Consider the following 24,137-nt stretch of genomic DNA (forward strand, 5'->3'; position numbering starts at 1 on the left):
ATTCAATAAATTTATGCCACAAAATTGAATACTGGAAAAAGAGAATTGGGCATGGGGCATGGTTATTCTTCTTCTCACCTTGTCTTCCTTGTCTCCCTTGTCTCCTTCATCTACCCTTGCTCTCCTGCTTCCCCCAATCCCCAATCCCCAATCCCCAATCCCCAAATCACAACCAATTCCCAATCAATACATAGGCAGACCAAAAGCTTGGTGCTCTGTAGTTGGGATGTTTCAGCAGTTTTAACTGGGCACGGTGGACTGCTTCGGCTTTGGTAATTTTGCCACTCTTGAGTTCTCGATAGAAGGCACTCACAAACATCGCTGTTGATTCATCATCAATCTGCCACAGGGAAGCTATGGTACTACGGGCCCCAGCTCGGACAGCTGCTCCTGCTAGCCCGAGTGCTGCACGGCTGTCTCCTGTTGCTGTCTGACAAGCACTCAAAACTAATAGTTCTACTATGGTTTTACCCTGACTGCGGAAGAGAGTATCAAAATCCTTGACATTGATCTGACCATCGAAATCTAAAATAAAAGTGTCTTCAAGGCGGGAACTAAACTGACCGTGGGTTGCCAAATGCACTATGTTGAACGAAGCAGCACCAATTTCACTCTCTAAATTCTTTTTCTTAAAATCCCCATCTAGTAAGCTAGTTGTCGAAACTCCGGCTTTGGTAATGCCCTCAAATTCAGATTTAATCGCAAGCAATGGTGCAAACTTGAGAAATCCTGGTGGGGGCTGAGTCAGTCCTGCGGTTAGCGCTCTGAGCTGCTGTTTTACCAGCGGTTTTGGGTCGAGGAGTTGTAGACCGACGCTCAGGGCGATCGCATATTTCTCTACCAAGTATTGCTGACCATCGTAGAGAGCAGCCATTGGTAAATTGCGTAATGGCCCATCCAGGACGAACACTAGGGTATCGACGCCACTTTTTTGCAATTGTGACTCAATGGGTTTAAGCAGCCAGTTGTAAACTTCTTGCGATTGAGTTTCGACTGTCTTGGTAGCTGTGGGATTGACAAGATTTTTTCGCAGTTCTACTAAGAGTTTTTCTACTTCTGTTTGAGAAATCTTGGTACTGTAGCTTTGCAGGCGTTGTTTGGGAATTTTGACAATGACCTGGAGTTCGTCAGGAAGAATAATCGGATAAAGGATGGCAGCTTTGGAATTATCTTGGTCTACCACTTGATCGAGGGCTACTTTCTGACCTTGCAGGCAAGCTTCCCGAAAGAAGTCGTCCAATTCTGCTAGTTGGAGTGCTTCAATGCGTTCCCGTGCTTTCTCTAATATTTTTTCATCTGGTTTTCCTTGTTGGGATTGCAGCAGTAACTCTACTGACTGGCGGTAGACGGGTTCTACGCTGTCCCGAAAGTTGAATTGCACATCCTGATTCACTACATCTTTATTCACTACTAAATCTCTGCGGAGAGATTTGAGAGTGTCTACAGCAGCATCATAAGCCGCGATCGCACCATTAATATCTTTTTGGGCCCAGAGCAATCTACCTAACTGCCACTCCAAGGTATAGGTAATTTCTGGTGCATTGCTGCTCTGTGCCAAAGCTAATCCTTGTCGGGTAAGCCCTTGCGCCTCTGACCACTGTCTGGTTTCTTCGTACAAGCTGCCTAAACTCTTCAGGGCATAAGCCTCTGCCCGCTTGTCCCTTAAGCTGTGGGATTGCTGGATGGCTTTGGCGAGTAATACTGCTGAGTCTTTTGTGCTGAATCCTGAGTAATAACTCTGAGTGGATGCTTGTAAGACACCACTCTTGACTTTTGCCAGACTTTGTGAATAGTTAACCTGAGCGTAAATACTAGCACGGCTGAGGGGGAGTTGCTTGAGTTGGGATTCAATCAACGGTAGGAGAGCTTGAACCTTTGCCCATTGTTGATCTTCAATAAGTAGTCCCAGGTGATTCAGTTGCGCTTGGACTTTTGTCAGGGGTGAGGCAGATACTTCGACTGCTTGTTGATAATAGGCGATCGCCTGTGGCTTTTGGTGTTGTTTACGGGCATTATTGCCCAAGCTGAACAGACTAGCCCCAATATCAGCGCTTGATTTGAGGTTTCGAGCAATTTTTAGACTTTCTTCTAGCGCTTTGTGTGACTTTTCCAAATCGCCCAATACTAAAAGAGCATCACCGAGCGATCGCAAACCCACTGTCTTTTCTATAGAATCTGGTTGAGATTTTAACGTCTGACTTACCTGTTCGAGTGTTTTCACAGCCCGAGGGTAAAATCCTTGGGTGCGCCACGCTTGTGCTTGATTGATTTGCGATCGCACCACGCCACTTTTATTATCTGCTTGCTTGTAAATTCCTTCAGTCTGCTGCCAAGTTGCTAAAGCCATATCGGCCTGTCCCATTGCTAGTTGCAGACGACCTTGAATATCTAATGATTGGGCAAATATTTGCGAATTTTGATTTTTATCCTGTGCTTTGAGCAAATTTAAGCTCTCTGTAATTGCCTGCTGCGCCTGATTCCATGCACCGAGTTGCTGGTATGCCAGAGAAAGATTACTCAGTGTCGCTGCTAGTGTGAGACTCTCCCCTCGCTGCTGATATGCCTGGACAGCTTGTTGCAACACTTCTACAGCTTTGGTAAAGTTGCCAGTATTGTATAAAACTTTGCCCTGTTGTAGTAGTAAGTCTGGGTCAGCGGCCACAGTCAACGATGTCAGACTGTTAATTGGCAGTTGGGATGAGGAATTGATTGAGCCAGGAACTTTTGCCAGCACAGGTGAACCGATAATGCATAGCAAAGCCATCAGGAAGTATAAAGGCAAACGGAAAAAGTGAGCTAGCGCGGTCTTTTTGGTTTTCAAAATGAGTGACTGGCGAACCCCAAAGGAGTAAAAAGTTCTGCAACGGAGGTAAAATAAGCGATGCTCTGGCTTCCTTTGCCTTTTAACTTTTATAAAATTCGAGCCAAAAATCTTAGTTATTTTAGGCATAAGCATGACAAGAGGTAGGTAACCCATTCTCCAGGCATAAATCCGGGGGTTTTTAGCAGCCAAAATAGCGGCTTGGTTCCTGTGCAGGTTCCGAAATCCTATCCCCCGAACCTCTGGGCGCGGTTCCAATTAACAAGAAGAGTTAGTGCGTTGGGCGGAGAATGCCCGACTTCCCTGCTCTTAAGCAAGCTACGCGCAAGCAATCTCCCCTTCTCCCAAAGGGAGAGGCTAGCGCCAAGGGAGAAGCTAACTGGCGTGGTGTACTCATCCCCACGCCCCAAAAACACATTGGTTTGCCTAGTAGCAAGCAATATGTTTTTACCCTAATCGAGACTACGGCATAGTCTCTTGTCAAGTGGATACATGTTTTCTGCGGGGTTACGCAGTACCTGATCCAATTTCAACATGGCGGTATTATCTCATGAAATACTCTTGATTTTTTGACCTAAACAGAAAAGGATATAGAGCAAGTAATATTAAGCCCAGTTGAATACTGCATTGTTAGGGTTGACATACCAAATTAAAAATTAAAAATTAAAAATTCAGAAAGCTAAATTTCATCTAGGTTTCTATCTGTCACATTCTTTTTTTAAATTGGTATCACTCTCAAAGATGTTGGTAATGACAAGCCTTAAAAAGGAGGGAATTAATCCCCCTTTGGAAAGGGGGATATTCGGGGACAAAATATCACTAACACCAAGCGTATTAGGTTAAGGGGTAGGATTCTACGCGCTAAAGTATTTTGCTAATGGATGGTAAGCAATAATCGCAGTGGTAGACTGTTCTGGATAAAGTTGCTCACTTTCATCCATATATAAGTTAATCCTGTCAGTCTGCAATAACTCCAGTTGCTTGTATTGATCCTGAATGTTTGGACAAGCTGGATACCCAAAACTATAGCGTGAGCCACGATAGCGTTGTGCCAATATATCCCGAATATTATCGGGTTCATCAACCACAAAACCTAACTCCCGGCGAATTCTGGCGTGTGTCCATTCAGCTACAGCCTCCGCCACCTGTACCGCCATGCCGTGGAAATACAGATAATCGGTGTATTGATTGGCAGCAAACAGCTTTTGGGCGAACTCTGTCGCAATCTCCCCTACAGTCACCGCCTGCATCGGGAAAACATCAATAATTCCCGACTCCTTTGGTGCAAAGAAATCTGCTATGCACAACCGTCTTAACGACTTCTGTCTAGGAAACTCGAAAGTTGCAACCTGTTGTGATTGGTTTTCTGAGTTATATATATGTAGAGAATTTCCCTCAGATTGACAAGGAAAATACCCATAAATCACCTGGGGATGTAACAGATTCTCCTCAAGAATCCGCTGTTTCCAAGTTTCTAAAACTGGGTACACTTTCTCAGCTAAGAAAGCCTGATATTCTTCCTTAGATTGTTCTTTTGGTTTGCGGAATTGCCACTGTCCAGCAATTAAAGCTTGTAAATCCAAATGCCAGAATATTTCCTCGATGGGAATATCACTAGGCTGTAACAACTTCGTTCCCCAGAAAGGCGGCGTTGGACGTTCAATATCTATCGCCACGGCTTCGGAACGTCTCGTATCTACTACTTTTGCTTCAGCAGATGTTTCTTCAGCAGTTTTAGTTACTGGTTCTTTGTGACCATTTGTCGAAACTTCAGCAGTTTCAACTTCATTCAAAAATCCCTGCAAATCTTCCCAGTTACCAGCGGACTTTGCTGGCATTAATTTATCCATGAAGTGCAAGTCAGAAAAGGCATCTTTGCCATAAACAACTTTACCTTTGTAGGTTTTTTGGCAATCTTCATGCACAAACTTGGGAGTCAGTGCCGCACCACCTAAAATTACGGGGACACTAATTCCTTTTTCGTTGAATACCTCCAAATTTTCTTTCATGAAGGCGGTGGATTTTACCAGCAAACCACTCATGGCTATACAATCAGCTTTGTGCTGTTCGTAAGCGTTGATGATGTTTTCCACCGGCTGCTTAATTCCCAGGTTAATCACCTTGTAGCCGTTGTTGGACAAGATGATATCTACCAAGTTTTTACCAATGTCGTGGACATCGCCTTTAACTGTGGCAATGATAAAGGTTCCCTTGGCATTGTTGCCTGATTCTGATTTTTCCATGAACGGTTCTAGAAACGCCACCGCCGCTTTCATGGTTTCCGCAGATTGCAAGACGAAGGGTAACTGCATTTGTCCCGAACCGAATAATTCCCCGACAACTTTCATGCCATCTAGCAGAAAGGTGTTGATAATCTCTAAGGGGGGATGTTCTTCTAAGGCTTTTTTCAGATGTTCTTCTAAGCCAATGCGTTCGCCGTCGATGATGTGGCGTTTTAGACGTTCTGGGATGGGGAGACTTTCATCTAAGGAGCGATCGCGCTTAGTTGTCACCCCGGCAAACGCTGTGGTAAGCTCTCCCAAGGGATCGTAAACGCAAACATTACCCTCAAACTTCCGCTCATCATAAATCAACTGGCGACAGATTTCTTGATGACGGGCGTCAATCTTCGAGAGCGGTAAAATTTTGTTAGCGCTGACAATGGCTGCATCCATTCCCGCCGTCGTCGCCTCGTGCAAAAACACCGAGTTCAGCACCATCCGCGAAGCTGGATTTAAACCAAAGGAAATATTGGAAACACCCAAAATCACATGACATCCAGGCAATCCTTCACGAATCCGCCGGATAGATTCAATTGTGGCTTTACCGTTTTCTCGGTCTTCTTCAATCCCGGTGGAAATTGGTAACGCTAGGGTATCAAAGAATATTTCTGTGGGTGGTATGCCATATTCTACAGCTTGACGGTATGCACGCTCTGCGATCGCAAACTTTTTATCTGCTGTCCGCGCCATCCCATCTTCATCGATAGTACCAATGACTATGCCAGCACCGTATTTTTTCGCTAACTCCAACACTTTCAAAAAGCGCGGTTCCCCATCTTCGTAGTTGGTGGAGTTCAGCAAACATTTACCACCGGCAACCTTTAAACCCGCCTCCATCTTTTCCCATTCGGTGGAGTCAAGCATTAAAGGCAATGTCACATTATTAACAATGCGCGAAACTAATTCGTGCATATCCCGCACGCCGTCGCGTCCCACATAATCGACGTTGACATCAAGGATGTGTGCGCCTTCTTTGACTTGCGCCCTCGCCATTGAAACGAGTCCATCCCAATCTTCGGCATTGAGCAAATCGCGGCACTTCTTGGAACCACTGGCGTTGAGACGTTCGCCAACAATCAAGAAGGAATTATCTTGATCGTAGGGCTGAGTGGTGTAAATTGATGCTGCTGCTGGTTCTAAACTTGGGTATCTAACTTTTGGCTTCAGGTCTTTAGCAAGTTCTGCCAATTGTTGAATGTGTTCTGGACGCGTCCCACAGCAACCCCCAATCACTTGGACACCCAAATCTTCAACAAAATGCATCAGCGACATCCGTAATTCTAACGGTGTCAGGCGGTAGTGCGCTTGACCGCCGACGTTTTCAGGTAAACCCGCATTGGGTATACAGGAAACGATGAAAGGTGAATGTTCTGCCAGATACTTGATATGTGGTTTCATCAAGTCTGGGCCTGTGGCGCAGTTTAGACCGAGAATGTCAATTGGGTAATGTTCCAGAATCGTCAGCACAGCACTGATTTCTGAACCAACCAACATTGTGCCCATGCTTTCCATTGTCACAGACACCATCAATGGTCTGCGATCGCCTTTCTTGGCAAACACTTCTTCAATACCATTCAGCGCCGCCTTAATTTGCAGCACATCTTGGCAAGTCTCCACCAGAAATAAATCCACACCACCATCCCACAGCGCTTCTGCTTGTTCAGCAAAAGTAGCTTTCATGGTGTCAAAGTCAATATGTCCCAAGGTCGGAAGTTTAGTTGTGGGGCCGATGGAACCTGCCACAAACCGGGGTTTTTCTGGCGTGGAAAATTCCGCAGCGACACGCTTGGCCAATTCTGCGGCTGTTTTGCTGAGGTAATAGGCTTGGTCTGCCAAGTCATATTCTGCCAGCACCAGGGATGTACTACCAAAGGTATCGGTTTCAATGACATCAGCACCAGCAGCGAGAAAGTCGCGGTGAACCTTAGCGACAGCTTCGGGGTTCGTGTGGACTAAGTATTCATTACAACCTTCATACTGTGGGCCGCCAAAGTCTTCAGCAGTCAGGTTTTGGGTTTGCAGGTTGGTTCCCATCGCCCCGTCGAAGACGAGGACTGGGCTATCTGGACTACGCAGGCGTTCAAGGAAAGGATGAGTCATATTTTCCTAGAAGAAATGAGGAAATCAAGTGAGTCTTGTTATACTCCACTTACTTTATTATTTTCCAAAATTTTGGGAGTTTCGGCAGTATGTAATGGAAAAATTCTTATATACTGAAGCATTTGATGTGCTTATATTGTCAATATGCATGGTGGACTAGTTTATACAGAGGTCGTTCTATGGAAAGAAGGAAAATTTTAATTGCAACTAAAACATACCCTTCAATTAGCACTAAATATCAAGAAACAGTCTGTACAGCAGGGGTTTTATTAGATGATGACGAGAAACCAGTTCAGTGGATTCGCATTTATCCCATTCGTTTCCGTCAATTAGATTTTGATAAGCGTTATCCAAGATGGTCAATTATAAGTGCTAAAATAGAAAGAAATGACAAAGATTATAGAGAAGAAAGTTTTCGTATAGATGATTCTTCGATAGAAGTAATACGAAAAATTGATACTCGCAAAAACTGGGAAGAGCGAAAAGCTTTGGTTCTGCCACTAGAATTCAAATCTATTCGGGAGATTAAAGAGCAAGGTAAGTCTCTCGGTATTATTAAACCACAAACTATAAAAAAATACTTCTGTAACGAGACAGAACGAGAATGGAACCCAAAACAGCAAGGAATCTTGGATCAACTAGACTTGTTTGAGCCTTCAGTGCAGTTAGATAAAATCCCTTACAATTTTGGTTACGAGTTTATTTCTCAAGATGGAGATAAGCATCGTTGTACAATAAGCGATTGGGAAATTCAGCAACTTTATAGAAATTGTCGAGATAGATCAAATGAAACAAGTATAGACAATAAAGAAAAGGAGGCTTTAGAAAAAGTACGCCAGAAACTAGAAGACGAGTTTTTAAACAAAAAAGATTTATACTTTATCATGGGAAACCTAAAAACTCACAAAAATAGCTTTATGATTATTGGGATATTTTACCCACCATTAATAAAAATATAATATTGAAACTTGATTGTTCCAGGAATTAAAAATGAAAGTTAAAGATATTGCTAAAACAAGATGTATACTTACTTTTGGATATGGCAATCGCAAAGACTACGATGCCTTCTTAGAATACCTGCAAAAGTTTGATGTGGGATATGTTGTTGATGTGAGGATTCTTCCTCGTGCTTGGAGCCGGAAATGGTACGGCGACAAAATTAAAATATTCTGTGAATTAAATAATATTGAGTATATTTCTAAAACCGCTTTAGGTAACACATCTGGTAAAGAAAATTGGATTCCAGTAAATCAAGAAGAAGCAGATAAAGCTCTACATGAAATTGCACAAGTTGCTCAAACGGGTAATGTTTTACTCTTGTGTGCTGAAATGAACCCGAATCGCTGTCATCGGAAAGAAGTTGCTGATTGCTTGGGAAACTTAGTATCAATGCCTGTTAAGCATTTAGAATAGTAATCTAAAATTTTCTCGATACTTAGAGAAGAATGTTTAATAAACCTCATTTCACAACAGGCAATCTAGTGGTGCGACGCCGAATAGACCGTCGTAGACATCGCAATTATAAAGCGATCGTAGTCGTAAGATGTGTTAGCGCAAAAGCGTAATGCACCATTGAACTCCATTAATGAGTCTTTGAACTCCGTTAATGAGTGTTTGAACTCTATTAATGAGTCTTTTAACTCCGTTAATGAGTGTTTGAACTCCATTAATGAGGCTTTGAACTCCGTTAACGAGTCTTTGAACTCCATTAACGAGTCTTTTATATTCGTGAATGAGTGAATGTTATTGCGAGGTTAGCAATGCTTACGGCAAGTATTGCGTCCTACGCACCCTGCTAATTTAAATATTACAGCCGTTTCTACGCAGATAGAACACATTAATCTAGTCCCATTCTGCATAACCTGCAATACACTAATCTGGTAAATATCGCTACAAAGTTGGTGAGGTTTGCAGGTGACAAACGAAGAACTGTTGCAAATTATTGAACAAGCTGCCAGGGAAAAGGCAACGGTGCTATCCCTCTATAACAAGCTAAACTGCTGGTAGTTGGTGAAGAAAATGTGGGTAAAACATCATTAACAGCGCTACACGATGAAGACTTTCACACCCACGAATCCACTACCCACGGTATTGAAATTAAATAGCTTTTAACAGCACTATTGCAGGGATTATCAAGGTATATTTGACTAGAATTAAGGTATTATAGCGATTATTATTTGGACACCATAAGCGGTAGGGGTTTACAGAAGTGCGCCTCTACAACTGACACGCCAGTTTAGCTATAAATTAATATCTACCGTTTTACGGGTATTAGAAAAATGAAGTTTACAGACTGGGCGACTAGGGTGCTACTAATCTGGCTGATGTTTGCCACTCTAATTGTAGTGCTGCTAATTGGACGAGCGACAAAATTACACAACAATCCGACAATATCCCGTATATCCAATCCACAGGTTACAGCTTTCAGTCAATATCCCCAGGCGCAATTTCAATCAGCGAAAGAGCCAGAGAAGAAATCTCAACGGGTTATCAAGTCCCCAGTCAAGCTTAACAAGCCTGTAGCAAGGTATATAACCACTCAAGCTTTTGCACAGTACAGACCTAATTATCAAGTTGCTTCAGTTGACCCAAGTAACTATGGTGAACGTTATACCCAAGATGTTAATGGCATTCCTCTCAGCAACCAACCAATTATCGTCATCCATGAAACTGGTTATTCAGCTTCTAGCGCCATCAATTTCTTTCAAGTAGCTCATACTGATGAAGGTGTGCAAGCAAGTTACCACGCCTTAATCAAGTTAGATGGAACGGTAGTTTATCTAGTACCGCCAGAAAAGCGGGCTTTTGGTGCAGCTAACTCTGTGTTTGATGGTTCTCAGGGAGTGGAAACTGTGCAGACTAATCCGACTTTACCTGCGTCTGTGAATAATTTTGCTTATCACGTTTCTTTGGAAACACCGCCAGATAGTTATGACAGTAGCAGCCAACAAACCCATAGCGGCTACAGCGAAGCTCAATATCATTCTCTTGCTTGGTTAATTGCTCAAAGTCAAGTCCCAGACGATCGCATCACTACGCACCATTTAGTAGACCGTTCTGGTAAAAAAGTTGACCCGATAAATTTTGATGGTCATAAATTTCTCAGCTTACTTAATACTTATCGTCAGGTTAGACCAATTTATCGAGTCAGCAAATAATTCAGATGAATAAGAGATCCCCCAACCCCCTTAAAAAGGGGGCTTTTTATATCCCCCCCTTAAAAAGGGGGATCAAGTTTTCAGGTTTTTGAGTGCATAAGTCCTATTTAATTTTGAATTGTTAACTTGCTCAAGAAGGCGCGATCGCGTCAAAATAAGAGTTAAGACGCTGTAATCTAACTTAACAATGACCATAACGCAGCTTGAGCAAATTTCCCCTCAACTAACACCGCCAAATGAGCGGGGATATGAATATGATTTGGTAATTGTCGGCGGTGGGATTATTGGGTTAACTCTAGCCTCTGCTTTAAAAGATTCTGGTTTGAGTATCTTGCTAATTGAGGCAAAAGTGGCATCAGCGGCGGTAGCCAAGGGACAAGCTTATGCAGTTCACAAACTTTCGTCGCTGATTTATGAAGGTATTGGCGTTTGGGACAAAATGTTGCCGCAAATCGCTAAATATTGCCGAGTCCGTCTTTCCGATGCCGATCATCCCGATGTGGTGGAATTTACCACAGATGATATAAATACAGCAGAGTTGGGTTATGTGGCGGAACACCAAGCCCTGTTGCAGCCGTTGCAAGATTTCGTCCAAAATTGTCCCAATGTGACTTATTTGTGTCCGGCGGAAGTGGTAAATACACAATACCAGCAGAATATAGTCGCGATAGAAATAAAAGTTGCCGATCAGCTAAAGACAGTTCGCAGCAAATTAGTTGTAGCAGCAGATGGATCGCGATCGCCAATTCGCCAAGCTGCTGGAATCAAAACTTCGGGCTGGAAATATTGGCAATCTTGCATTGTCGCATTTGTCAAACCAGAAAAACCCCACAATAACACCGCTTACGAAAGATTTTGGTCTAGCGGCCCCTTTGCGATTTTACCTTTACCGGGGAACCGTTGCCGCATTGTCTGGACAGCCCCCCACGAAGAAGCAAAAGCTTTGTGTGCTTTAAATGATGAGCAATTTTTGGCAGAACTAAGCCGCCGCTATGGCGATCAGATGGGGAAACTGGAATTACTAGGCGATCGCTTTGTTTTTCAAGTACAACTCATGCAAAGCGATCGCTACGTTCTCCCGCGACTAGCATTGATTGGTGATGCGGCGCACAATTGCCATCCCGTCGGCGGACAAGGTTTAAATTTGGGTATTCGGGATGCAGCGGCTTTAGCGCAAGTAATTCAAGCAGCGCACAAATCGGGTAAAGATATTGGCAATATTCAGATTCTCAAAGGTTATGAACGCTGGCGCAAGCTAGAGAATCTGACAATTTTAGGTTTCACCGATTTGTTAGATCGGATGTTCTCTAATAATTTCTTCCCTGTAGTGGTGGTTCGTCGCTTGGGTTTATGGTTCTTGCAGCGAGTACCTATATTAAAAGTATTTATGCTGAAATTGATGATTGGCTTAAAGGGGCGGACTCCAGAATTAGCAAAACGCTAAGGCTTGAGAACGCAATCGCTGATATGTTTACTTGATTAAATTTGCAAAAAGTTAGCGAGCGCCTGCGGTAATGGCAGAATAATTACAATCAACAAAGCCATTGCCAGTAACCCCCAAACGTCACGTTTGTTATCCAATTCAGTGACATCATTCAGCGCAGGTTCATCAATCAACGGCATAAATAATAAGATAATCGCCCACACCAAAAATTCTTCCCGAACTAAAGAAAGTAATAGCAACAACACGCGAGCAATTTGACCAATTACGATCGCAGTTCGTTGTCCAAACATCGCATGGACAATGTGACCTCCATCTAATTGTCCCACAGGCATTAAATTTAAGGCTGTGACAATTAGTCCTAAGAAACCTGCTACTGCAACGGGATGCAAATCGAGGGCTGATTTTGCCGTTAACTGACTTCCCAAAGCTAACTTCGAGAGTATAGCCAGTAAAATTGAATACTTGGGATTGAGGGCATCAGGATTTAAAAGTCGGGTTTTTTCAGTCAGCGAAACTATATCAGAATGAGCCAAACCCCATATTAGTAATGGCAAGGTAATAACAAAACCTGCAATTGGCCCAGCAATACTAATATCAAATAAAGCTTTGCGATTAGGAATGGGACTACGCATCTGAATAAATGCGCCAAAAGTTCCCAAGAAGAAAGGCACGGGAATAAAGTAAGGCAACGTCGAGCGAATCTTGTAGAATTTAGCTGTCAAATAATGCCCAAGTTCGTGAGTGCCCAAAATAGCCATCAGCCCTAAAGCATAAGGCAATCCCTTGAATAGGACATCTGAGTTAGATAGAAGTTTGAACAAAGATCCAATTTGCCAGATAGGCGGCAGAGTAACACCAGCATTTTCTACTCCCACTAAGGTAGTAGTGATCAAAGTAGCTACTAGCAGCATCAGCGCTAATCCTGGTCGAGTTAATCGTTCCTGGTTGCGTCGTGGTGTATCTGTCTGTTTCGCAGCAGCTTGAGTGTTGGGAACCAGGACAAAGAAAGGTTTGCCATTGAAGCCTTCTTGAAAAATCAGCAAGAAGCGATCGCCAAATTGTGCTTCAATATTAGTCTTAATCTGCTGGTAAGCGTTGCTGGCTTTAGTTCGCAACTGCCCCCGGCAAATCACAGATTGTGGACGATACTCAATATTTTGAACATAGTATACAGACCAAGGAAAACAATTTCGTAGTTGGGTTTCTTCGGCTGGTTCAATGGGACGCACTATTGGTTCTGGGGTAGGCTGGATAGTCGGCTGTGATTCTGAGGCTGGGGTTTGGGCTTCGTCGGTCTGTGTTGTATCTCTTGGTGCTTGACGCCCCCATTGAAACAACACCCAGTACAAGACTGTGCAGACAAATACCGACCAGAGGATCAGCCCTGGCGGTGGAGGTTGTTTCGCCCCATAGATTAGCGTCCATCCACTCAACAGGAATGCTGGTGTCATTAAAACCAGCCACAACAACCATACTGATGTGCGGGTGATGTGAGCAACGCTGCGCTGCACCATTAGATAAGTAGCTAGCCCCAGCAGGAGGATAAACAGAAACCAAAATGCCATGTTCTCTTCAGTAATTTTGACAAAACGCCCCACCAGTAGCTTCAGCACCATAGCATTAACTACAAGGCAGACCTCAAATCCCAATTCTTTTCACAACGGTTAACAGTGCTGGTTAACGCTCAAGTTGCAATTCTTGAGAATTTCCACACTGTAATCAAATTTTCCACAACTCCTCAGTTTCGGTTCTTTGATTATGTGCCCTTTACCTCAACAGCCAAGTCATACAACTAAGCCACCACGGGCTGTCTTCTCTGACGAAGTTCTGAGCGGAGGTTCTCTGCAATCGGACTTCGCACAAGAAAGCATTTTTGCTTTTCCACCCAATCGGGACACATTAGGGGGAACCTCTTATTTTATTGTAAGAAATGAAGGCAATATCCTCATAGATTGCCCTGCACTAGAAAAAACAAATCAAGATTTTTTGCGATCGCATGGAGGCGTGCGTTGGTTATTTATCACCCATCGCGGCGCTATTGGCAAGACTGCTGAATTTCAGCAAGACTTTGGCTGCGAGGTGCTGATTCAAGAGCAAGAAGCGTATTTATTACCAGGCTTAACCGTAACTACTTTTAGACAAGAATTTACTCTTGATGCTGCAACACAAGCGATTTGGACACCAGGACATTCTCCCGGCTCATCTTGTCTCTACTACAGTGAATTTGGAGGTATATTATTTTCTGGTCGCCATTTACTCCCTAACCAGCACGGTCAAGTAGTACCATTACGGACAGCCAAAACCTTTCACTGGCCAAGGCAAATTCAGAGCATTCGATTATTGTTAGAACGTTTTACACCAGAAACTCTCCAGTATATTTGTCCTGGAGCTAATACAGGCTTTCTTAGAGGTAAGCGATTCATAAATCGAGCTTATCAACACCTCGCTTCTCTGGATTTACCAGCTTTGCTGCCGATACAACCTCTACTTTAGGACACCAATTCAGTAATCCTGGAAGAACCTCTCCCCCTACCCCTCTCCTACGAGGAGAGGGGAGTTTAGCTCCCCCTTCCCTTCAAGGGAAGGGGGCTGGGGGGTTAGGTTTTTGATTACTGAATCGATGCTTTAGAGGCTAATCTATCCCTGCCTCAATTTTAAATTGAGAGAAAACTGCTGCCTCAATAGAGTTAGAAACAGATATTGACACCAGACCAGTGTTGCTAACGCTAAATAGAGAAATAATCAAGATAATTAAGTTCATCACCTAGAAAAGTCTAGTTAACTATGATGAATGATTTAGTCTTTTTAGCTGCTCATCAATTGGCAAAAGCAATCCGCGATCGCCAAGTCTCTTCAGTAGAAGTGATAGCAGCTTATCTGAGTCACATTGCTCAATACAACCCAACCCTAAATGCGATTGTGACTTTGGATGCAGAAAATGCGATCGCTCGGTCGAAAGCGGCAGATCAGGCATTGGCTCAAGGAGAAAATTGGGGGGTCTTACATGGAGTACCCGTAACAATCAAAGACACCCTAGAAACCAAAGGATTACGCACGACGAGCAGTTATCAACCCCTAGCAGATTATTTCCCAAAGCAAGATGCTACCGTTGTCGCTCGATTACGTGCCGCCGGAGCGATTATTTTGGGTAAGACGAATACACCCCAGTTGGCTGATAACTTCCAAACTAATAGTCCCTTATTTGGCAGAACAAACAATCCCTGGAATCATGAGTGTACCCCAGGCGGTAGCACTGGGGGCGGGGCGAGTGCCATAGCTGCTGGGTTATCTCCTCTGGAACTTGGTAGTGATATTGGCGGGTCTATCCGCGTTCCGTCTCACTTCTGTGGCATTTTCGGCTTGAAACCAACCGAGCATCGAGTCTCAACATTTGGACATATTCCAGAGTTACCAGGAACACCTAAAACCATCCGCTACTTACAGACAATAGGGCCTCTTGCTCGCTCTGTGGAAGACTTGCGATTGTGCCTGTCACTGATTGAAGGCCCAGACCCATATCAGCCAGAAGTGTTATCAATACCTATACAAGACAATCCACTTACCACCCTACAATCCTACCGCTACGCTTGGACAGAAGGTTTCGGTGATATTCCAGCAACAGCCGAAACTAAGGCTGCTCTGGAGAAACTAGCATCATCCCTAGTGGATTTAGGATGCTGTATAGAGCAACACAACCAGCCACCGAATTTTGAGAGCAACGCAGTCCGTAATACTTACATCAACATTTATGATTTTGAGTTGGGTTTATCACAGCCTGACCTGACGCAGACTGAACAGCAACAAAGGTATGTCACTGCCCTCACCGAGCGCGAGACTCTGATTGCGAATATGGAAGACTTCTTATCTGATTGGGATGTTTGGCTGTGTCCAGTTGTGCCAGTACCCGCCTTCACTCATCGTCAGCCAGGAGAACCCATTGAGGTGGATGGGCAGGAGTTCTCTTATTTAGAAGCAATAGGTGCTTATACCACAATTTTCAACCTAACTGGCAACCCGGCGGTAGTACTGCCCTTTACCCAGTCACAACAAGGACTACCCATTGGTGTGCAGATAGTGGGGCGGCGTGGAAGTGATATGAAACTGCTAGAAATTGCTGAGAAATTAACTCAAGTAACTGGTTTTTTTCAACGCCCACCTGGGTATTAGGTGGATGCCTAAACTAGGAACTCACGAGTATTAAAGGTAGATGAATCCAGTTTAAATACTTCTTTAAAAATGCTTTTATGTATCTTACCTCCAATCCCAACACTAAATTTTCTAACGTTTGTTAACCAAGATATTGTCCTGGGAATTATAACCTTAGTAAATAGGAATTCTCGTAAAAATTTATGAGCGCAAAAGTTGATGGAACTTTAAAGATCGCAGGCTACCAAATCATCGAGCAACTTTATTCAGGTTCTCGTACCCAAGTTTATCGGGCAGTTCGAGAATGCGATCGCCTACCAGTTATCATCAAGCTCTTAAAACGAGAATATCCTACCTTCAGTGAACTAGTACAGTTTCGCAATCAATATGCGATCGCTAAAAACTTAGATATTCCCGGCATTATTAAACCCTACAGCTTAGAACCCGATCGCAACGGCTATGCCCTAGTTATGGAAGACTTTGGTGGCATTTCCTTGCGGCAATTTACTCAAGGAAAAACACTGACATTAGAGCAATTTTTACCTATTGCTCTGCAATTATTAGACACTTTACACCAGTTACATCAACAGCGCGTCATTCACAAAGATATTAAACCAGCCAACATCCTGATTCACCCTGACAGTAAACAAATTAAGCTGATTGACTTCAGTATTGCCTCACTCCTACCACGAGAAACCCAAGAAATCCAGAGCATCAACGGACTGGAGGGAACGCTAGCGTATCTGTCGCCAGAGCAAACCGGACGGATGAACAGGGGCATTGACTACCGCAGCGACTTCTATTCATTAGGTGTGACTTTCTTTGAACTACTGAGCGAAAAACTACCCTTTGAGTCCGATGACCCGATAGAGTTGGTGCATTGCCACATTGCGAAACTTCCACCCTTTGTTTGCGATTTCAACCCCGATCTGCCCTTGATGCTGGGCGAGATGATCCGCAAACTGATGGCGAAGAACGCCGAAGATCGCTATCAGAGTGCTATGGGACTAAAACATGACCTTGTTACCTGCTTAGAACAGTGGCGAGAAACAGGCAAGCACACCTGGTTTGATTTGGGACAGCGCGATATCAGCGATCGCTTTCTCATCAGAGAAAAACTCTATGGGCGGGAATCAGAAGTACAGAGGTTACTGGAGACATTTGGTCATGTTGCCAATGGTTGCTCCCAACTGATGCTGGTGGCAGGTTTCTCTGGCATTGGCAAAACCGCAGTCGTCAATGAAGTGCATAAGCCGATCGTCCGGTGGAACGGCTACTTCATCAAGGGCAAGTACGACCAGTTCAACCGCAACATTCCTCTGTCTGCTTTTGTGCAAGCCTTTCGTGATTTGATGGGACAGTTGCTTAGTGAAAGCGATACTCAACTGGAGCAATGGCAGAGCAAGATTTTAGCGGCAGTTGGAGAGAATGGGCAAGTCCTGATCGAGGTGATTCCTGAATTGGAGCAGCTGATCGGCAAACAGCCTGCCTTCGCGGAATTATCTGCCAGTGCAGCACAGAACCTTTTCCATTTGCTGTTCCAAAAGTTCATTCAAGTCTTCACCACCAGAGAGCATCCATTGGTGATATTTCTCGATGACTTGCAGTGGGCAGATTCGGCATCGCTAAATTTGCTGAAGCTGTTGATGGCTCAGAGCGATTGGGGTTATCTATTCATTATTGGCGCATACCGCGATAACGAGGTATTTGCGGCTCATCCACTGATGTTGACGCTAGATGAAATTGAAAAGGCATCCCCCTGCGTCAATACTTTGACCCTAGCTCCCTTGAGTCAAGCAGATGTGAACCATTTGATCGCAGACTCGCTCAGTTGTCCAACAAAACAGGCACTACCGTTGACAGAGTTGGTTTATCAAAAAACCAAAGGCAATCCCTTTTTCACAACTCAGTTTTTGAAAGCGCTATATGAGGATGGGCTGATTACCTTTGATTGGGAGGTAGGTTTTTGGCAGTGTGATGTAGCGCCAGTAAAAGCTTTGGCTCTCACCGATGATGTGGTGGAATTTATGGCCCAACAACTTCAGAAATTGCCCGATATCACTCAAGATATTTTGAAACTGGCAGCCTGTATTGGCAATCAGTTTGATTTGGCGACGCTGGCGATCGTTTCTGAAAAGTCACACATAGAAACCGCTTCGGACTTGTGGAAAGCATTGCAAGAAGGATTTATCATTCCCACCAATGAAATCTACAAGTTTTATCAGGATTCCTCATTGGTGATTGGTCATTTGCAAATGACAAATGACAAAGCGCAAAGTCTGAGCGGAGGAAACCTCCGCTCAGAACTTTGTAAGAGAGGACAAATGACAGTTTACAAATTCTTGCACGATCGCGTCCAGCAAGCGGCTTATTTCCTGATTCCAGACACACAAAAACAGATCGCTCACCTAAAAATTGGGCAACTATTACTGACTCATACGCCTGTTGCCAAACAAGACGAAAAATTGTTTGAAATTGTTAACCAACTTAATATTGGCAAATCCCTAATTGTCGATCTATTTGAGCAAATAGAACTCGCCCAACTCAACCTGAAAGCTGGACAAAAAGCCAGAGTCGCAACTGCCTATACAGCCGCATTTGAGTATTGCACTACAGGTATTGCCTTGTTAGCTGAGGATATGTGGCAAACCCAGTATGAGTTAACCTTAGCCCTCTACGAAGCTGCCACTGAAGCTGCTTACCTGAGTGGCAACTTTCAGCAGATGACACAATTAGCGGCAGTCATCATAGAACACTCTAGAAACTTGTTGGATACGGTCAAGGTCTATGAAGTTCAAATTCAAGCTGCTCAAGCCCAACATCAATTTATAGAGGCAGTGCAGATTGCCCTGAAGATTGTAGAGGGTCTAGGAACGAGTTTTCCAGAGCAACCCAGTCAATTAGATATTGCCCGAGCATTCGAGGCGACTAAATCGATCCTGGCTGGCAGGCAACCGTTGGACTTAATCACTCTGCCCCAGATCGCAAACCCTAACAAATTAGCGATTATACGCATTCTTGCCGCTGTCTCTTCTGCTGCCTTTGTTGTTAGTCCAGCGCTCTTACCGTTTATTGTCCTTGAGCAGGTAAATTTATCTGTTCAATATGGCAACACCTCATTTTCGGCAATTGGCTATGCCTACTATGGACTAATACTTTGTGGGATGGTAGGAGAGATTGACTTTGGCTATGAGTGTGCAAAACTAGCACTTTTATTGCTTGAACATTTCAATGCCAAAGAACTGAAATCCAGAGTCTATGTCGGAATTCATTGTAGTGTGTGGCATTGGAAAGAGCCGCTCAAGAACACCTTACCGTTTCTTCGGGAAGGCTACGAAGTTGGACTAGAAACGGGAGATTTAGAATCAGCTGCTATTTGCGGATTCATTTACATCTCATACTGTTGGTTTATGGGCAAAGAACTCAGCGATCTCAGCCGAGAGAGCGCTGCCTTCCGAGATCAACTCGCGCACCTCAACCAAGAAGGTCTTACTAGTCATCTGACCGTTTTTCAGCAAGCAATTTTGAATATGATCGGTGATGCTGCTGAACCTTGGCAGCTGAGTGGAGATGCCTTTAATCGAGAGGAAATTGTGCCAGCCCTCCAGCGATCGGGCGATCAGACTGCGCTGTACTATTTCTATGCCAGCCAACTTGGTCTATGTTATATGTTTGGCAAGTTTGAATTGGCAGTAGAAGCTGCGATCGCAGCTGAAAACTATATCGGTGGCGCTACAGGCTTATTCATAGTTCCGCTCTGCTACACCTATGATTCTCTAGCCCATCTGGCAATTTATTCTCAGGTTTGTGAGGCACAACAGCAACACATTCTGCAACGGGTGGCTAAAAATCAGGAAAAAATGAAAAAGTGGGCTGATCATGCTCCAGAAAATCACCTGCACAAATTTTATTTAGTTGAAGCCGAGCGATACCGAGTTTTAGGGCAGAAATCAAAGGTATTAGAATTCTTTGATCGCGCCATTGCTCTTGCTAAACAACACGGCTACATCCAAGAAGAAGCGCTGGCCAACGAACTGGCAGCTAAATTTTACCTCAACTGGGGCAAAGAACCGATTGCTCAGTCATACATCACCCAAGCCTACTATGGCTATGCTCATTGGGGCGCTAAAGCCAAAGTCGCTGACTTGGAACGATGCTATCCCCAACTCCTCGCCCCCATCTTAGAGCAAACCCGTTCTCCCCTCTCAACTAACGAAACTATCTTCACATTGGGGAGTGTCACCTCCACCAGTTCTGCTACTTCCAGCAGTAGCAGTGTCTCTGTTGCTTTAGATTTAGCTACCATTCTCAAAGCTTCCCAAACCCTCTCCGGGGAAATCGAACTCGAAAAACTGCTCTCGGTATTGCTGCATATCGTCATTGAAAATGCGGGAGCCGATAAGTGTGTGTTCATGCTTTTGGAGTCAGGCCGTTTGCTTATTCAGGCGTTAGCACAGCTTTCCCAAAGTATTGTACAAAACCAGGCTGCTAGAGTCGATTTTTACCCAATGTTGCTCAACCCACAGCCTATTGAAGACTCGGTTGATGTGCCAGTTGGCTTAATTAATAGTGTCAAACGTAGCTTACAACCAGCAGTGATTGTTGATGCCACAGTGCAGCCTCAATTAATCAATGACTCGTATATTCAGCAGCAGCAGCCCAAGAGTGTCTTGTGCAGCCCGATTTTGCATCAGGGTAAGTTGCTTGGCATATTGTATCTGGAAAATAACCTAGCAACGGGAGCCTTTACCAGCGATCACGTCCAACTGCTGAACTTACTTTGCGCTCAAGCCGCAATTTCTCTAGAAAACGCCCGACTTTATGGAAATTCCCAGAAGTATGCTCAACAGTTAACACAATCTCTAACGAAATTGCAGGCTAGTGAAATCCGTTTCCAAAATTTGGCGAATAATATTCCTGGGATGGTGTACCAATTCCGTCTGGCGGCTGACGGTTCAACTTCAACACCCTACGTTAGTTCTGGCTGTTTCGACTTGTATGGATTAGCGCCAGAATTGGTGATGGCAGGGACGCATAGCCTTTACGATCTAAATCATCCTGACGATCGCCAATTTATTGCTCAAGCGATCGCCTACTCAGCCCAAACTCTGACGCCATTTGAGCTAGAATGTCGCATTATCTTGCCTTCAGAAACTGTGAAATGGGTTCGATCTACTGCTCGGCCAGAGCGACAAGCCGATGACTCAATCCTATGGGATGGAGTGGTGATTGATATTAGCGAACGCAAACAAGCCGCAGCATCTTTAGCTAAAGAACGAGAGTTCTTGAATGCGATCATTCACAATATTACAGATGGGATTGTTGTTTGTGACCCTAGTGGCAAGTTAACTTTATTCAATAACGCAACTCGTGAGTTTCATGGCTTAGCAGTAGAATCATTACCACCAGAACAATGGGCAGAACACTTCGATCTTTATCAACCTGATGGTCAAACACCCCTATCAACAACGGAAATCCCTCTGTTTCGCGCCTTGCAAGGGGAAATAGTCGAAAATGCCGAAATGGTAATTGCACCGAAGTATGGTTTTAAGAGAATTTTGTTAGCCAGCGGACAAGCAATCTTCGATCCTTCGGGTAACAAAGTCGGTGCAGTAGTTGTGATGCGAGATATTAGCGATCGCAAACTTGCTGAAGTTGCCTTGCAGCAAAAATCACAAGATTTGCAACAAGCATTGAACGATTTACAAAACGCCCAATTACAAATTGTTCAAAGTGAAAAAATGTCAGCACTGGGTAACTTGGTTGCTGGTGTCGCTCACGAAATGAATAATCCCCTTGGTTTTATTGCTGCCAGCCTCAAACAAGCTAAACCCACCCTAGCTGATATTGTTGAACACTTAAAGCTTTATCAAGAAAGTTTACCCAACAAAAACGATCAAATCAAAGACCATGCTGAAGAAATCGACTTGAATTATAGCTTAGAAGACTTGCCCAAGATGATTGATTCCATGTCTATGGCGTGCGATCGCCTAAAAAATATTAGCACCAGTTTACGAACTTTCTCCCGTGCCGACAAAGATTATAAAGTACCGTTTAATATTCATCAAGGCATCGACAGCACAGTTTTAATTTTGAAACATCGTCTCAAGGCTAACGAGCAACGTCCAGCAATTGAAGTGAAAACTGACTACAGTACTTTACCTCAAGTTGAGTGTTTTCCTGGACAACTAAATCAAGTATTTATGAATATCTTAGCAAATGCTATTGATGCATTGGATGAATCAAATACAAATCGGAGTTTTGAGGAAATTAAAATTAATCCTAACCGCATAATAATTAAAACATCAGTAGAAAATGAAGGTATAAAAATTACCATTGCTGACAATGGAAATGGGATAGCTAAAGAGGTAAAACAAAAGATATTTGACCATTTATTTACGACGAAAGCTGTCGGTAAAGGCACAGGTTTAGGACTTGCGATCGCCCGTCAAATTATTGTGGAAAAACATGGCGGAGCGATCGAGGTTAATTCTCAACTTGGCGAAGGAACTGAATTTGTGATTCAGCTACCGTTGTCGGCATAAAAAAGAAAATCGCAGTTATCGTGGGATAAAAATAAATTGTTGCTGCCCTAACTATGCCTCGTTCCTTGCTTTGGCCTTTGTGAGTGCTAAGTAATACATGAGATTCCCTACTCAGCACGGGCTAAACCCTAGCTATCCGCTAACAGCACTTTTAACTCAGCCCTGTTCATGCCTTTCCCGCCATCACCGAGTTTTTAAGCAAAAGTTCTACTGCTGCTTGATATTGTAAATCTGCTTCGCTACCAATCTGTTCGCGGTTAATAGCTGCTTGGGAAATCACTTTATCCGGCTTAATACCTAGTTTGTTAATATCCCGATGTTGAGGAGTTTCATACTTGGCAATTGTGACTGCCAAGCCCGAACCATCTGATAATTCAAACAAGGATTGAATTAAGCCTTTGCCAAAGGTGGTTTCGCCTACCAACTGGGCACGACCATTATCTTGAAGTGCGCCGGCGAGAATCTCACTGGCACTGGCAGTTCCTTGATTTACCAAAATCACCAGAGGATCTTTCGTCAGGGCTGGCCCAAGAGCTTCAAAACTACCTTGAATGCCTTGTCGGTTAACAGTGTAGACGATAGTCCCAGAGTCTAACCATAGACGGGCGATTTCAATTCCTGATTGCAAGAGTCCCCCAGGATTATTTCGCAAATCCAGAATGTAGGCAGCAGCGCCTTTTTTTTCTAGACTAGAAATAGCGTGTGCCAATTCTGTTGAGGCGTTGGCATTGAATTGAGTGAGGCGAAGGTAGCCAATGGGTGTACCCTCAGTGGAAACACGCAATTCTGAAACCACAGGGTTAAGAGCAATGCGATCGCGTGTCAATCTAATTTCCGTTTCTGCCTCTCCGTCCCGTTCGATCACAAGAGTGACAAGGCTACCACTCGGCCCACGCATTTTGGTAGCAGCTTCATCAAGAGTGAGATTTTCTGTGGAAACGCCTTCAATTTTGAGAATGCGATCGCGTGGTCGAATCCCCGCTTTATCTGCCGGTGAACCGGCGATGGGAGCCACTACTTCCAACTTCCCATTCTCAGAATTCAGGGCAATTTGCAATCCTACCCCAGTCAGTTCCCCAGAAGTATTGACCTGCAAGCTGCGGTACTGTTCTGGATCTAAAAAACGGGTAAAAGGATCGTCGAGACTCTTGAGCATTTTCCCAATTGCCTCATAACTGGCATTTGAGTCTGCCAGTGGCTTCTCCAGAACCTTTTGCCGCACAGCCGCCCAGTTTTGATGATTAAATGTCTCATCTAGATAAGTACGATTAACAATTCGCCAAACTTCCGAAACCAGCTTTTGTTCCGTCGTCAAAGCCAGCGCCGGCTGAGTTAGCGTGCCCAACGCCAACCAAAACGCCATTAACAATGAAAATCCAACCCGAAAGACTTGTTTGTTCATGAACCCCATTATCAATTTCACCTCAACCCAAATTGCCTAAAAATGCCTACTTCCCCTGTTGTTGATGAAATCTATCTCTCGATTATGTTACTTTTTTTATAGAAGTGGTGCATTTTTCTCATCAAGTTGTTCAGTCAACTGATGCATCGTATCCACTCACCAAAGGATAAAATCTACTTTGTGTCCAACATTTTGTGTGTCGGGGCGTAAAGAGATCGCAATATATTCCATCTTTACAG

14 protein-coding genes are annotated in these 24,137 nt (G+C 43.9%); 9 read left to right on the forward strand and 5 right to left on the reverse strand.

All coding sequences use genetic code 11. The features are described from left to right. Positions 1-166: 166 nt before the first annotated feature. Positions 167-2,764: a CHAT domain-containing protein gene (locus HWQ44_RS24345; RefSeq protein WP_292724247.1), complete on the reverse strand. Its 2,598-nt coding sequence runs from the start codon at positions 2,762-2,764 to the stop codon at positions 167-169. 347 nt (positions 2,765-3,111) lie between these two features. Here HWQ44_RS24345 and HWQ44_RS24350 point away from each other — a divergent pair, with 347 nt between their 5' ends. Then, the gene (locus HWQ44_RS24350; RefSeq protein WP_292724149.1) at positions 3,112-3,294 is read left to right on the forward strand and encodes a hypothetical protein; all 183 of its coding nucleotides are present in this window, start codon (positions 3,112-3,114) and stop codon (positions 3,292-3,294) included. Between the two features lie 381 nt (positions 3,295-3,675). Here HWQ44_RS24350 and metH read toward each other — a convergent pair whose 3' ends face one another. Further along, complete coding sequence (gene metH, locus HWQ44_RS24355; RefSeq protein ID WP_292724151.1) at positions 3,676-7,203, reverse strand: methionine synthase; 3,528 nt, start codon at positions 7,201-7,203, stop codon at positions 3,676-3,678. A gap of 179 nt (positions 7,204-7,382) precedes the next feature. Here metH and HWQ44_RS24360 point away from each other — a divergent pair, with 179 nt between their 5' ends. Beyond that, positions 7,383-8,162, forward strand: a complete 780-nt coding sequence (locus HWQ44_RS24360; RefSeq protein WP_292724152.1) for a hypothetical protein — start codon at positions 7,383-7,385, stop codon at positions 8,160-8,162. Positions 8,163-8,193: 31 nt separating this feature from the next. After that, positions 8,194-8,616 carry a DUF488 domain-containing protein gene (locus HWQ44_RS24365; protein ID WP_292724154.1) on the forward strand — a complete coding sequence of 141 codons (423 nt, stop codon included), beginning with the start codon at positions 8,194-8,196 and terminating at the stop codon, positions 8,614-8,616. Between the two features lie 135 nt (positions 8,617-8,751). Here HWQ44_RS24365 and HWQ44_RS24370 read toward each other — a convergent pair whose 3' ends face one another. Further along, positions 8,752-8,937 (reverse strand): hypothetical protein, encoded by a 186-nt coding sequence (locus HWQ44_RS24370; protein ID WP_292724248.1) that lies wholly within the window; start codon positions 8,935-8,937, stop codon positions 8,752-8,754. Positions 8,938-9,224: 287 nt separating this feature from the next. Here HWQ44_RS24370 and HWQ44_RS33645 point away from each other — a divergent pair, with 287 nt between their 5' ends. The 3 genes from HWQ44_RS33645 (at position 9,225) to HWQ44_RS24380 (ending at position 11,805) form a co-directional block, all read left to right on the forward strand. Further along, positions 9,225-9,308: a hypothetical protein gene (locus HWQ44_RS33645; RefSeq protein ID WP_366931399.1), complete on the forward strand. Its 84-nt coding sequence runs from the start codon at positions 9,225-9,227 to the stop codon at positions 9,306-9,308. Between the two features lie 174 nt (positions 9,309-9,482). After that, positions 9,483-10,361, forward strand: coding sequence for a peptidoglycan recognition family protein (locus HWQ44_RS24375; RefSeq protein ID WP_292724156.1), 879 nt, complete (start codon positions 9,483-9,485; stop codon positions 10,359-10,361). Positions 10,362-10,548: 187 nt separating this feature from the next. Then, the gene (locus tag HWQ44_RS24380; RefSeq protein WP_292724157.1) at positions 10,549-11,805 is read left to right on the forward strand and encodes an FAD-dependent hydroxylase; all 1,257 of its coding nucleotides are present in this window, start codon (positions 10,549-10,551) and stop codon (positions 11,803-11,805) included. A 35-nt stretch (positions 11,806-11,840) separates the two neighbouring features. On the opposite strand, the gene HWQ44_RS24385 is transcribed toward HWQ44_RS24380, so the two are convergent. Beyond that, a complete protein-coding gene (locus HWQ44_RS24385; protein WP_292724249.1) occupies positions 11,841-13,370 on the reverse strand; it encodes a site-2 protease family protein in 1,530 nt (509 codons plus the stop codon). 193 nt (positions 13,371-13,563) lie between these two features. On the opposite strand from HWQ44_RS24385, the gene HWQ44_RS24390 reads away from it, so the two are divergent. From HWQ44_RS24390 to HWQ44_RS24400, 3 genes are all read left to right on the forward strand, one after another. Further along, the gene (locus HWQ44_RS24390) at positions 13,564-14,298 is read left to right on the forward strand and encodes an MBL fold metallo-hydrolase (RefSeq protein WP_292724159.1); all 735 of its coding nucleotides are present in this window, start codon (positions 13,564-13,566) and stop codon (positions 14,296-14,298) included. A 291-nt stretch (positions 14,299-14,589) separates the two neighbouring features. Then, positions 14,590-15,972, forward strand: a complete 1,383-nt coding sequence (locus tag HWQ44_RS24395; protein WP_334728439.1) for an amidase — start codon at positions 14,590-14,592, stop codon at positions 15,970-15,972. A 182-nt stretch (positions 15,973-16,154) separates the two neighbouring features. Next, positions 16,155-22,496 (forward strand): AAA family ATPase, encoded by a 6,342-nt coding sequence (locus HWQ44_RS24400; RefSeq protein ID WP_292724160.1) that lies wholly within the window; start codon positions 16,155-16,157, stop codon positions 22,494-22,496. Between the two features lie 166 nt (positions 22,497-22,662). Here HWQ44_RS24400 and ctpA read toward each other — a convergent pair whose 3' ends face one another. Next, complete coding sequence (gene ctpA, locus HWQ44_RS24405) at positions 22,663-23,907, reverse strand: carboxyl-terminal processing protease CtpA (protein ID WP_292724162.1); 1,245 nt, start codon at positions 23,905-23,907, stop codon at positions 22,663-22,665. Between the last annotated feature and the right edge of the window lie 230 nt (positions 23,908-24,137).

The sequence above is a fragment of the Nostoc sp. JL34 genome, from assembly GCF_017114945.1.
Taxonomy (GTDB): Bacteria; Cyanobacteriota; Cyanobacteriia; order Cyanobacteriales; family Nostocaceae; genus Nostoc.

Bases quoted from the DNA above. Each gene is read 5' to 3' on its own strand.
- HWQ44_RS24345 (WP_292724247.1), bottom strand. From the start codon at position 2,764: ATGGCTTTGCTATGCATTATCGGTTCACCTGTGCTGGCAAAAGTTCCT.
- HWQ44_RS24350 (WP_292724149.1), top strand. From the start codon at position 3,112: ATGCCCGACTTCCCTGCTCTTAAGCAAGCTACGCGCAAGCAATCTCCC.
- metH (WP_292724151.1), bottom strand. From the start codon at position 7,203: ATGACTCATCCTTTCCTTGAACGCCTGCGTAGTCCAGATAGCCCAGTC.
- HWQ44_RS24360 (WP_292724152.1), top strand. From the start codon at position 7,383: ATGGAAAGAAGGAAAATTTTAATTGCAACTAAAACATACCCTTCAATT.
- HWQ44_RS24365 (WP_292724154.1), top strand. From the start codon at position 8,194: ATGAAAGTTAAAGATATTGCTAAAACAAGATGTATACTTACTTTTGGA.
- HWQ44_RS24375 (WP_292724156.1), top strand. From the start codon at position 9,483: ATGAAGTTTACAGACTGGGCGACTAGGGTGCTACTAATCTGGCTGATG.
- HWQ44_RS24380 (WP_292724157.1), top strand. From the start codon at position 10,549: ATGACCATAACGCAGCTTGAGCAAATTTCCCCTCAACTAACACCGCCA.
- HWQ44_RS24385 (WP_292724249.1), bottom strand. From the start codon at position 13,370: ATGGCATTTTGGTTTCTGTTTATCCTCCTGCTGGGGCTAGCTACTTAT.
- HWQ44_RS24390 (WP_292724159.1), top strand. From the start codon at position 13,564: ATGTGCCCTTTACCTCAACAGCCAAGTCATACAACTAAGCCACCACGG.
- HWQ44_RS24395 (WP_334728439.1), top strand. From the start codon at position 14,590: ATGATGAATGATTTAGTCTTTTTAGCTGCTCATCAATTGGCAAAAGCA.
- HWQ44_RS24400 (WP_292724160.1), top strand. From the start codon at position 16,155: ATGAGCGCAAAAGTTGATGGAACTTTAAAGATCGCAGGCTACCAAATC.
- ctpA (WP_292724162.1), bottom strand. From the start codon at position 23,907: ATGGGGTTCATGAACAAACAAGTCTTTCGGGTTGGATTTTCATTGTTA.